Annotated in this window: 7 protein-coding genes; all 7 read right to left on the reverse strand. The window is 44.0% G+C overall.

Annotated elements, in window-relative coordinates; translation table 11 throughout:
* Positions 1-102 precede the first annotated feature (102 nt).
* The 7 genes from EQM06_RS10285 to EQM06_RS10315 all read right to left on the reverse strand — a co-directional run bounded on the left by EQM06_RS10285 (position 103) and on the right by EQM06_RS10315 (position 12054).
* Positions 103-1827, reverse strand: a complete 1725-nt coding sequence (locus EQM06_RS10285; RefSeq protein ID WP_128746354.1) for a glycerophosphodiester phosphodiesterase family protein — start codon at positions 1825-1827, stop codon at positions 103-105.
* A gap of 11 nt (positions 1828-1838) precedes the next feature.
* Positions 1839-3416 carry a PucR family transcriptional regulator gene (locus EQM06_RS10290; RefSeq protein WP_128746355.1) on the reverse strand — a complete coding sequence of 526 codons (1578 nt, stop codon included), beginning with the start codon at positions 3414-3416 and terminating at the stop codon, positions 1839-1841.
* Between the two features lie 15 nt (positions 3417-3431).
* Positions 3432-5486, reverse strand: a complete 2055-nt coding sequence (ftsH, locus tag EQM06_RS10295; protein WP_330548326.1) for an ATP-dependent zinc metalloprotease FtsH — start codon at positions 5484-5486, stop codon at positions 3432-3434.
* A 111-nt stretch (positions 5487-5597) separates the two neighbouring features.
* A complete protein-coding gene (gene tilS / locus EQM06_RS10300; RefSeq protein WP_128746356.1) occupies positions 5598-7253 on the reverse strand; it encodes a tRNA lysidine(34) synthetase TilS in 1656 nt (551 codons plus the stop codon).
* Complete coding sequence (locus tag EQM06_RS10305; RefSeq protein ID WP_128746357.1) at positions 7208-9043, reverse strand: ABC-F family ATP-binding cassette domain-containing protein; 1836 nt, start codon at positions 9041-9043, stop codon at positions 7208-7210. The genes tilS and EQM06_RS10305 overlap by 46 nt, the downstream gene beginning before the upstream one ends.
* A 181-nt stretch (positions 9044-9224) precedes the next feature.
* Complete coding sequence (locus EQM06_RS10310) at positions 9225-10118, reverse strand: DMT family transporter (protein ID WP_128746358.1); 894 nt, start codon at positions 10116-10118, stop codon at positions 9225-9227.
* A 115-nt stretch (positions 10119-10233) separates the two neighbouring features.
* Positions 10234-12054, reverse strand: coding sequence for a SpoIIE family protein phosphatase (locus EQM06_RS10315; protein WP_128746359.1), 1821 nt, complete (start codon positions 12052-12054; stop codon positions 10234-10236).
* Positions 12055-12162 lie beyond the last annotated feature (108 nt).

The following is a 12162-nucleotide window of genomic DNA, read 5'->3' on the forward strand; positions in this document are numbered from 1 at the left end:
TCACAAATGGGGGCAGGACTTCAAAAGTAGGTTTTTTTATAATAGTAACGCAGTATACATCAGAATAAATATATCTTATATTCCGGATTTTTGCAATAGACTTTAGTTTTTATACAGCCGATCTGCAAATTCTATTAATTGGGCTGCTGTCTCTTTTGATACCTTGCAGTTTTGGGGAAGGATTATAAGCAGATCCCGATCCTCTATAAAGTTTCTGCCCGATACGGTAGAAATAATTTCGCCGCCCCCCATGGTCTTTCCTCTGTACAAAGAAAGCGGAACGGATACTTTCACATTATGAATATCCTTTCTCACATAGTTGCCGTATACCTGACCGATGGTTCTCACATGGTTCATATCCATATAAACATATCTGGCTGAATCCATGGTGATACCCTCCGCACCAAGCTGTTCTAAGGTCTCGGCCAGAGGCACGATCACGTTACCGCTGATGGATTTCTGCGGGGACATCAATTCATCCCCCACCGAATAGCTTCCGGCGGATTCATTGTTATAATAATAGTAGCTGCCAGCCTTCGCTATAAAGGATTTGGACAAAATTTCAATCATGCTTCCCAACGTTTCTTTTGGGTCTGCTTGAGACAGGACTGCCGTAAAGTCCGGAAGCTCTTTTAAGGCTTTGAGCCTGTACGCATATTTTTTGTCTAGAATTCGAATTTCTCCCTGATCCTTTGTCAGGATATAGTTCATGATATACAGAGGTTTTCGGGTGTTTTCTTCGGATTTTCCGGACATATCCCAAAGCTCCACAGAGAGGTCGTGAACCGTGGAAGGAGAATCCGAAAGCTCTGCCATTCGTTCTTCGAGATTTTTCCCATCCAGCTTGTATTTTAGGGCTTTTCCCTCCAGATTTCCATGAATCTGAACTGCTCTGACCGCATCCTGATGAAGCACGGTATCCGTAAGCTTTACCCTTTTACCGGACTCATCCGCCTGCATCAAATAGTATTCCGCTCCGGCACCCTGTACCTCTTCCGGTGTTAATTGGCTGGAATAAATGCCATAAGCCCCCAATGCGAACTGCTCCTGCGCCTCTTCCACCGTATCTACCGGATGGGTATAGACCACCACGCCATCCCTTGACAGCTTCTGAGGCAGCCCTTTAATCCAGTAATCCTTGCCCACCGTGACCGCATAAATACGATTCTTTTTAACAAAGCTCAACAGCTTATTGTAATCAATGGTATCCTGCATATACAGGGTAAAGATAATATCCTGATATCCGAGAGCTTCCACCGGTTCAAACTCCTTGTAGTCGTAAATCTGAGGAATCATGCGGTTTATGTAGGCCGGATATTGCTCGGCAATCATGGTGAGAAGCTTTATGTTATCCTCTTTGGTATCTGTTACAATTCGTATCTGCGGATTCTGATCCAGAATTTTCGTAAGCTTGTCAAACGTCAGCGGCTCAAATCTGCCGCAGATCAGCTGGTTGTTAAATTGTTTCAGCGTCAGCGGTGCATCAAAGGTTCTTCCCAGATAATTCGTTACCGTTCTGTCCCAGTCGTGAAGCATAATAATTTTATCATCAGAAGAAAATTCCATATCCAGCTCGATTATTTTAAAACCGTTTTGTATGGCCTGATTCACTGCTTCCACCGAGCTGGAAGTATCAAAGCCTTCTACTGCTCCGGCTCCGTGTGCGATCATCCTTTCGTAGACCCTTGGCTGTTCTGTTTTCGTTTTCTGTCCGGTGCCTTCTTCCGACTGTCCGAACGATAAAGTAGTAGCCATTGCCATGGCAACAGCTACTACAATACTCTTTGTTATATATTTTTGTAGTCGATCTAAAAATTTTCTGTTCATTTTATTCCCTGTTAATGAACAACCCGTTCCAGTCTTTTTAAAGCCAATGCAATAGTAAGACCTGGTATGACCCGGTTGCCCGTTATTTCTACGTCAAGAACTTCATTTATTTTTTTCAGTCTGTATTGGACGGTATTGGTATGTATACCCATAAACTCCGAAGTTTTAGCACTGTTCATACCTGCGTCCAGCACAAAGGTCTCCAGCGTTTCAAGCAGCTGTCTTCCTTTGTTTTCTTTTGCTTCCTTAAACGGTTCCAAAAGCTCAATATAGTTCTTTTTAACATATCCGCCTTGAAGCTGTATATTAATGCAGTTGCTCACAAGCGCCAGCTCATACTTCGTAAAGACTCTCTTGTACGGAAATACATTCTGAACGAATCCCCAGGATTCGCTGATCAACCGGTATGCGTCGGCTGCTCCTTCTATGCCGTCAATCCCTGTTACATGGAAAATTCGTACGGTCTTATCTTCCTTTAGTTTGTTAAACAGGCCGATGCAGCAGGCTCTTTTGGCCGATTTCATATCCTCGCCCTGGCCTTTTTTGTTCAGGATCATTCCATACGTTTCTTCTCCTTCGGTAATCTTCATGATGCCCAGATCTTTCTCTTTTTCAAAATTCATGAGAATTTTGTACCCTTCTTCATTTTCGATTCCTCTGGCAAAGAAAACACTTAAAATACTTTCACTTTCTATTCCGGCTTCTTCTTTCAGCGTATAAGCCAGACTCTTGTTGCCCCGGCGCAAGGCCTTTATGAACTCTGCCCTTGCATCTCTTTCCGGTGTATATTTCCACATGCCCATGGCCAGTTCTATGATCTCAGCCAGCTTGGTGATTTCTCCTGCGGAATAAGAATCCTCGTTATCTACAATAAACATAAAGTATTTTTCACCGCTGATGTTCACCGGACCCCAATAGGTCAGAACCCCGTTCACATCAATCATGGTGTAGACGGCGGAACGCTCCACGTCCCGTTCTCTGCCCAGATTAATGGCATCCTGTATCGTCACTTTGTGTCTGGTTTCTATGGAAAGAATTGGATTAAAATCCTCACTTAACAGAATCAGCTGAAAGTCATTATTGATCGCTGCTTCTCTTACCGCCGACTGAAAATTGCTGTGTTTTTCAAAATTCAGCAGATGAAAAATCGTGTTACTGATCAGCCGGTTCCCAAAATTATCCCCATACAGGATGTCTTCCAGCACCTGTTTGATCACATCCGCATATTTTAAATCTTTGTCATTGGGCATGATTATGATGGGAAGTCCCACTCGATCCGCAGTAGCCAGCACTTCTTTTTTTAAATCCAGTTCGGGGGCTTCCACATAGAACAGTACTAATGCGGCTGTTCCGGCTTTTGCCAGCGTTCGGACGATTTCGATCTGCTTTCCTTCATCTGCTCTGGAATGAAAGAATCCGGACAGAACCATTTCACTGTCGTGGGCAAAATAGCTGCGTACTTCATCTACCTCTGTTGTTTCCAGAACCGAAACGGTTCTGACCCTGGTCTCAAGCTTTTTTCTCCCCGCTACCAGTCTTGCATTTTTAAAAACTTCTAAGTCAAGACAATCTTTTACTGTAACCTTCATATTCTTTACCTATACCTATTTCTTTTCTTCGTCTTCGGATTCGTCCTCTTTTTCCGAATCTTTTTTGCTTTCGGTCTCCGAGTCTGATTCCTCTGATACATCATCATTCATATAGTCTGTATCAAATGCTTCCAACAAAGCTTTCTCCCGTTCTTCCGCTTCTTTTAACAGTCTTTCCGTTTCAGCGGCTTCTTCGGCATTTGCCTGTTTCTTGACCTCTTCTTTTTCTCGGATGTGCTGAAGCAGTTCTTCCGACGTGTATTTCCCGGTGAAAAGTGCTTCGAACTGTTCACCGTCAAGAGTTTCGATTTCAAGTAAAGTCTTTGCAACCACATGAAGTTTATCCATATTTTCTGTTAAGAGTCTTTCAGCTTCTTCAAAAGCATCCTCTATAATCACTCTGATCTCATCGTCAATTTCTTTTGCGATTTCTTCAGAGTAATTTTTTCTGGTCTGATAATCATTTCCTAAAAATACTTCATCTGTAGAGCCGTAATTAATCGGTCCTAATTTTTCACTGAATCCGTATTTTGTTACCATATCTCTGGCAATATCCGTTGCTCTCATAATATCGTTGCTGGCACCGGTACTAATGTCATCCAGCGTCAGCTTTTCAGCAACACGCCCCCCAAGCAGATGAATGATCTGCTCTCTCATGGTGATCTTCGTTCCGTAAGAGCGGTCTTCTTTCGGCAGGATCATCGTAAATCCGCCTGCTCTTCCTCTCGGAATAATGGTGATCTGGTGAACCGGATCGGTATTCGGCAAGGCTCTTGCTACGATTGCATGGCCGGCTTCGTGATAAGCGGTCAGCTTTCTTTCTGCTTCATTGATGACCCGGCTTTTCTTTTCAGGTCCGGCTATGACTTTCGTAATAGCTTCTTCGATTTCATCCATTCGGATTTTTCTGCCGTTTCTTCTGGCCGCCAGCAAAGCGGCTTCGTTCAGAAGATTTTCAATGTCAGCCGGTGTAAATCCCGGAGTTCTTCTGGCCAGCACTTTCGCATTGACCGATTCGTCCAGCGGCTTGTTTCTGGAATGGACCTCAAAGATAGCTTCTCTTCCCTTTATATCAGGAACTCCGATCACGACCTGCCTGTCAAATCTTCCCGGTCTTAGCAGCGCCGGGTCGAGGATGTCCGGTCTGTTCGTAGCCGCCAGAATAATAATACCGGTGTTCTCTCCGAATCCATCCATTTCTACCAATAACTGATTTAAAGTCTGTTCTCTTTCGTCGTGTCCGCCGCCGATTCCGGCTCCTCTTTTTCTGCCCACAGCGTCGATCTCATCGATGAAGATAATACACGGTGCGCTCTTTTTAGCCTGCTCAAACAGATCTCGAACTCTGGAAGCTCCCACGCCGACAAACATTTCCACGAAATCCGATCCGCTGATGCTGTAGAACGGCACACCGGCCTCTCCCGCAGTGGCTTTTGACAGATACGTTTTTCCGGTTCCCGGAGGTCCTACGAGCAAAATCCCCTTTGGAATCCTGGCTCCTAAATCCCGATACTTCTTCGGATTTCTAAGAAAGTCGACCACTTCTGCCAATTCTTCCTTTTCCTCATCCAATCCCGCAACCTCTTTATAGGTGACCTTTTTCAGTTCGTCATCCTTATGCATTCTGGCTCTGCTCTTTCCGAAGGACATGACTTTTCCGCCGCCTCCGCCCTGATTCATCATAATGAACCAGAAAAAGACCAGTGCAAGAATCATAATCAATGTAGGAAGCATGGATATATACCATGGGGTTTCCTTTGGCTTATCACTGCTGTAGATGATCCCTTTTTCCATTTGCGGATAAATATACTGGTCGCTGACAATACTGACGTCTGCAATAGACGGTGCATACGTTATGATTTTGTCACCATCTTTCAAGGTAGCTTTCACAGTGTAATTGGTAAGGTTTACCTCCTTTACATTCTCCTTTTGAAGCTCCGTAACAAAGCTTGAGAATGCCACTGTTTTTATTTCTTTCTCCTGAGGAACTCCCTGGTAGGCCCATGCCATAACCAGCACAATAGCGAAAATAGCTACATAAATCCCCATATTTTTTGCTAATTTTTTCAACGGTCTAAATTCCCCCTATATATCTTTTGTGTATTTTCTATTAATACTACCCATGATTTGTGTAGTGCAAACAATTTTAATGCATTTTCACAACATAGTTTAATCATTTTATCATAATTTCTCTAAATATTCAAGCAGAACTATATCCTTTGTATCCTTGTCCAATTTGTAATTTTCACTGATTCTCCCTCTTTTCATCCCGGTGTTGTATCCGCTTACATCATCTCCGATAATCCAGATGACCTCATCGCCGACACAGACCATAGGAACTTGATCGCGGCATTCCTTATACACCTTCTCGTCTACAAATATATCCTGAAGTTTTTTCCGCCCGTTCATGCCCAAAGGAACCATCCAATCTCCCTGCTTTCTGGTTCTTATTTGAAGCATCACCTGCAGCTCGTAAAGGAGCTGGTGTTCAAAGTCGCTATGTTCTTCCTTTTCCTTCTGCCCGCTGCTTCCTTCCTGAATGAAATCAAAATAAGGGGTATCCCGATTCCATATTTTTTCCAGTACCTTGCCCAAATCCAGTGCCGCAAATCTTCTTGTCCCATTCTTGGAAATATCTTTTAGATTTCCTTCATTCTTTACTATTCTTATCATCAGTCTGGATTTTAATTCAGTATTTGATACATAACCAAGCGTCACAGGGTCATTTTTGAAGAACCGCACTTCACCATACGACACGGCTACCCCATATCCTTTCGGAAAATCGGCTCGGACAGAATCATTCTCTCCGTCAATCAGATGATCGGCCGACTCCAAATGAGACGCCGTAATTCCCTGATTCAAACCGATGGTTTCCAAGGCTTTTTTCACCACCCTGTGCCGAATAGCGGGATGCATATCTTTAAGCTGCGCCAGGCTGAAAGAAATCCCCTGGATTTCCTCCTGCTCCCCGTGGGTCTTATCGGGAATTACCAGCGCTGCCTGCTCCATGGCATCCTTCACCTGCATATCGAAATATTCTTTGTCATTTTTAGCAATTTTACTCAGCCGGTTCAATCCTTCTATTACATTGGTATTAAGCTCTTTTTCTATCTGAGGGATCAAATGCAGCCGGATCTTATTTCTCGTATAAAGCGGCTCATTATTGGTGTGATCCATTCTCGGATTCAGCTGATTTTCCCGGCAGTACGCTTCTATGTCTTTTCTTGGTACATCCAGCAGCGGACGGATAATGGTGGTTCCAAATTCGCCCGCCCTGCTGTATTCCATTCCTGCCAGCCCATCGGTCCCCGTTCCCCTTATAATCCGCATAAGCAGTGTTTCTGCCTGATCGTTCAGGTTGTGAGCTACGGCAATTTTAATCTGTGACGGTTCATATCGTTTATTGTCGATAAGTTGTTTTGCTTCCTCATAAAAAGACTGATACCGTACCAGTCTTCCGGCTTCCTCACTGCTGATGCCCTTTTCCTCTGCTATGGCCTTGCAGTCGTATACGAAGCTGGCGCATGGAATTCCTCTGTGCCTGCACAACTCTTCAACATATGCCTGGTCCTCCTCAGCTGCACCAGGCCTAAATTTGTGATTCACATGGACTGCTGAAAGGGTATATTGCAATTCATCAGACAAATTCATTAACGCATTAAAAAGGCACACCGAATCAGGACCTCCGGAAAGGCCTATAATGATGTGCTCCTTTTTTTCTATTAAATTTTTATCTAAAATCGTTTTTCTTATTTTATTCTCTACCATAGATTCTAGTATATCACACTGTTCTATTGATTCGCAATCTGCTCTGCTAAATCGTTTAAATACACCCATCGATTCATCTTTTCTGTTAATTGCTCTTCGAGGGTTGATTTTTCAGCTGTCAGTTCCTGAAGCTTCACATAATTGCTCGTCTCTTTTGAAATTTTTTCTTCAGTTTCTTTGATTTTTTGTTCCAGTTCTTCAATAACGCTGTCAATCTGATCAAATTCTCGTTGTTCCTTATAGGTAAATTTTAATTTTGAAGGGCGCGTTCGATTTTCTTCTCCCGTTTGCTTATCTGTCTGACCGGTATCCTGTTTTTTATCCGTACCCCTGGAACCGGATAAAACTTTTTCCTGCTCTTTGCTCTGTGCTTCCTCCAGCTTTTTAATCTCCATATAATCCGTATATCCGCCGGGATAATGTCCAATGGTGCCTCCACCTTCATAGACAAAGGTTCTGACCGCCATGCGATCCACAAAATACCGGTCATGAGATACCAGAATCACCGCTCCTGCAAAGCTGTCCAGATAATCCTCCAAAATAGTCAGTGTATCAATATCCAGATCGTTTGTCGGTTCATCCAGAAGCAGGACATTAGGAGCCATCATCAAGATTCCTAAAAGGTACAGCCTTCGCCTTTCCCCTCCGGAAAGCTTATTGATCCGCACCGAGTGAAGGTTCCTCGGAAACAGAAATCGTTCAAGCATCTGAGCGGCCGTCACCGTTCCCTCCGATGTCTGTACGTTATAGGCAATGCTTTGAACATAATCCAGCATTCTCATAGAGGGATCCATCTCTTCGCTCTCTTGAGAAAAATAACCAAACCTGACGGTCTCGCCGATTTCTATGGTACCGCTGTCCGGGCTATCCTGTCCCATGATCATTCGAAGAAGTGTAGATTTTCCCGAACCATTTTCCCCGATAATGGCAATTCTGTCATTTCTTAGTACGGTATACGTAAAATCCTTTATCAGCACCTTGCTGCCATACGATTTTGTGATGTTGTGGATTTCTATGACCTTTCTGCCAAGCCGGCTGGACAGCGAGCTTAGCTGTACTTTCGATTCATCCAGAACCAATTTGTTTTTCGCCAGTTCTTCAAACCGTTCGATACGACCCTTCGCCTTTGTGGTTCTGGCCTGAGCGCCTCTTCGTATCCATTCCAGTTCCCGCTTATACAGGGTTTTCCGCTTTCGTTCTGTCGCCAGTGCCATTTCCTCTCTGGCCGCTTTGTTTTCAAGATATACAGAATAATTTCCCTCATGCCTGTAAAGCTTACCATCGTTTAATTCCAATATACGGTTGGACACTCTGTCCAAAAAATACCGGTCATGGGTAACCATAAAAATAGCTCCCTTGAAATTCTTTAAATATCTTTCCAGCCACTCAATGGTTTCGCTGTCTAAATGGTTCGTCGGTTCATCCAGAATCAGCAGCTCCATATCCGCCGCCAGCACAGCCGCCATGGCGACTCTCTTTTTTTCACCGCCGGAAAGATGCTTCACCGGGAAATTCAAATCTGTAATGCCCAGCTCCATCAGTATGGCCCGGCACTCATATTCAGAAACCTCCCGCTTATTTTCTCTCAGCGTTTCCATCACCTGTTCTAAGACCGTGTTTTCCCCATTAAAGCTCGGCATCTGCGGCAAGTACCCGATTCGTACCCCTTTCGTCAGAGTAATGGTGCCTTCATCCGCCTCTTCCATTCCCGCAGCAATCCGGAGTAAGGTGGACTTTCCCGTTCCGTTTACTCCAATAAATCCGATTTTGTCTCCTTCGTGTATGCTGAAAGATAAATCTGTTAAAAGCGGATTTTCTGTATATGATTTTGAAATATTCGCAGCATTCAATAGTATCATCTTTTTTCCTCGTTCTATATCATTCTTGCCATGTTTTTAATTTGTATTTTTTACAGTCAGGGCAGCAGAAGCTGCCATTCCTGACCGCTTTTCTTAGTGTACCGTAATACGTTACAATTTGCAAGAGCGTCCCAGCCTATGAAAAAAATTGCCCCGTCCTTTCTCTGACCGTACCAGTGTATTATTCCCTTTCATAAATATATATGGCAGCAATCACGATTGCCGCTCCCATAAGCTGTATCGGGGTCAGGGAAGTGCCCAAAATGATATAAGAGAGAATAATAGTAAAAATAGCTTCTGACAAGCTTACGAGGGAAGCCATCCCTGCTTCCAAAAGCTTCAGGCCCTTCATTAAACAGAAAAGTCCGATTACAGTAGACCATATTGCCAGTAAAGCGATGTATATCCATACCGTCCATTCCTTCGGAAGCAAGAACTCTCCCCGTGCAATACTATAAACGAAATAAACAGCACTGCAGGTCAGACAAATGTAGACCATTAAAACCGGTGCCTCTATTTCGTTTGTAAATTTCTTATTAAAAATGAAATAACAGGAGCTGGCCAGTGCGGAAAAAATAATCAGGACTACTCCTTTCACCGGAATATTTCCGCCCGGTGCATATAAAACAATACCAACTCCCAAAACAGCAATCGCAATTCCGATCACTTTATATTTCGTCATTTTTTCTTTCAGAAAGATGACAGATAATACGGCTACAAAAATGGGATAAATATAAAAAATAATTTCGCCAACAGCAGCCGTTACATACCGAAACGCTGAAAAGAACAAAATACATTGCGTGGAATAAATACATCCTGCCAAAATTAAATATCCATACGTTTTTTTATCCTGAAAAAATAAAGATTTGTGCTTAAAGAAACAATATGCAATAAAAAAACAGGCAGCAATAAAAAACCGATAAAATAACATCGTTCCTGCTGCCATGTCTGCTGAAAAGCCCAAGGTCGCCAAAATGGGAATGATACTGAATCCCAATGCAGATAGGGTCACATATAACATTCCCTTTTTCAAATGGTTGGCTTCCATTTTATCTTCAAGATCATTGTTTTCCATTCCATACTCTCCTTCGGATCGGCGTCCCAAATATTCATCTGTATGCCTTTATTCTGCCATAGAGAGAAGGCCTTGTCAAAGTTTTCTAACCGTTTACCTCTTTTCCTTTTGTATCTTATTCCAGCACGGCGGTGATAACCGTCATGTCATCTTTTTCCCGTATGCCGTAGGCTTCTACGGCCCTGTTCATGATCAGATCTGAAACAGTCTGGGGATCGGTGGATTTAATGCTCCGAATGACCTCCTTCAACCAGCTCATCTCCAGATCCTGCCGGTTTGCATCGGATACCCCATCCGAAATCATGATAATCTGATCCCCCGGGCGCAGCCGCACATTGATGAAATCAATGTGCAGGCCGTCCACAATGCCCATAGGCAGAGCCGCTACTTTGACGGCCGCCACCTTTTCTCCGCGTTTGACGAAGGTGGCTGCTGCGCCGATCTTAAACAATCTGAGCTTTCCGCCCATTCTGTCGATCAGTCCCAGATCCACCGTTGAAAAAATTTCGTCTCCTTCCTGCTGCAATAAAATATTATTTACGGTCTTTAATGCCAGTTCCACATCAAATCCGGAACCGATCAGATCCATCAGGGTGGATACTGCCAGAGAGCTTTCCGCAGAAGCCGCCTTTCCCTTCCCCATGCCGTCACTGATTAAAATTCCATATTCCGTTTTAGAAATATTTCGATATTGAAAGCTGTCCCCGGATATGCCCGCAATCTGTCCGTAAGCGGCATGCGCCGCTTTTACCTGAAATTTAGGCTGCGCTTCTATCCACGATGTTTCATGGGTCAGAGACTCCATTTCACTTTTCAGGCTCTCCGTCACTTGAGCCATCCCTCTGAACTGATAGGATATGATGGAACGGTTGCTTCCGGCATTCCCATACAGATTCGCCAGTCTGTCATACACCCGATAATGTTCTTCCAGCACCTTAAGAAGCTGCTGTTTATTCTTCATATCACAATATGTATTATCCTTCCTGATGGCGGAAAAGGTCTTTTTTATTTCCGCCAGGTATTTCCTTGGGATCAGAGCCATTGCAGCAGATGCTGCAAGTGGCTCGTAGGGAGGAATAAATAATTCAGGATAAGTAGTAATCATTCCCAGGACCAGACAAGCACCGCTAAAGCAAATGGCTGCCATAATCTTGCTTTCCTGCGAAAATACGCCTGCAGTGAAGCCACCGGCTAAAAATACCATAACAATAGCCGGAGTGAAGCCGGTACAAAAAACCAAACAAATTGCTGAGCTTGTCCCGGCGATAAGCCCCGCCCCTATACCGCCGCCAAACCCGGCTACCAGGGTAATGAACAGACCGCCCATCAACGGCAGAGACAGCTTTGCGGGATCCAATGCCCATATGCCCGTCCCGCACAGGATCAGAACCCCTACAGCAGCTGTGGCACCTATGGCCTTTTCCACGCCCAGCTCGCTTCGCTTTTCTATTTGTATTTCACTGTGCTTGACCAAGTTCATAAAAGTAAAGAACGTATTAAAGGTAAAAATAAGGACAAAGATCAATAAGACCTCCGACAGAAGCATAAAAATGCTCAGCCGATAAAACATGTGTTTCAATATGTAATAGGAGCAGTTGCAGGTAATGGTCAGAATAGCCGCCATGACGGCTCTGGCAGGCAGGTCGATCCGGCGGTTTCCGAACACTGTAAAGGCTATGGTGCACAATACCAGTGCCATAAGATCCCCATAAAATAGATAATTGCTTCCGTAATATGTAATGCTTCCCAGTACCATTGGCAGAACCAGATATAAATTCAGCCGATTTCTGTATATGAGAACGGTTACCAGCGCCACTCCGCAGGGAAACAAGCTATTCAACACCACGACTCTGCATACCAGAAAAGACAGGACGACCAGTCCTGCAATCTGAGCCAGTCCGGCCGTAACCTTTTCCCTCGATTTCACCATTTCCATCCTTACACCCCGCTATTCTTTAAGAACCTGTCCAAATTTCACTTTATTGTTACATTATAGCGGCAAGCGGGCATAAAATTTGTCTGAACCTGTAGCGAATACCCGGAA

Origin of the sequence: Aminipila luticellarii (assembly GCF_004103735.1) — a bacterium.
Taxonomy (GTDB): Bacteria; Bacillota; Clostridia; order Peptostreptococcales; family Anaerovoracaceae; genus Aminipila; species Aminipila luticellarii.

What these genes read in the sequence shown, in the direction of transcription:
- EQM06_RS10290 (WP_128746355.1), bottom strand. Translation starts at nt 3,416, where the DNA reads ATGAAGGTTACAGTAAAAGATTGTCTTGACTTAGAAGTTTTTAAAAAT.
- tilS (WP_128746356.1), bottom strand. Translation starts at nt 7,253, where the DNA reads ATGGGTGTATTTAAACGATTTAGCAGAGCAGATTGCGAATCAATAGAA.
- EQM06_RS10305 (WP_128746357.1), bottom strand. Translation starts at nt 9,043, where the DNA reads ATGATACTATTGAATGCTGCGAATATTTCAAAATCATATACAGAAAAT.
- EQM06_RS10310 (WP_128746358.1), bottom strand. Translation starts at nt 10,118, where the DNA reads ATGGAAAACAATGATCTTGAAGATAAAATGGAAGCCAACCATTTGAAA.
- EQM06_RS10285 (WP_128746354.1), bottom strand. Translation starts at nt 1,827, where the DNA reads ATGAACAGAAAATTTTTAGATCGACTACAAAAATATATAACAAAGAGT.
- EQM06_RS10315 (WP_128746359.1), bottom strand. Translation starts at nt 12,054, where the DNA reads ATGGAAATGGTGAAATCGAGGGAAAAGGTTACGGCCGGACTGGCTCAG.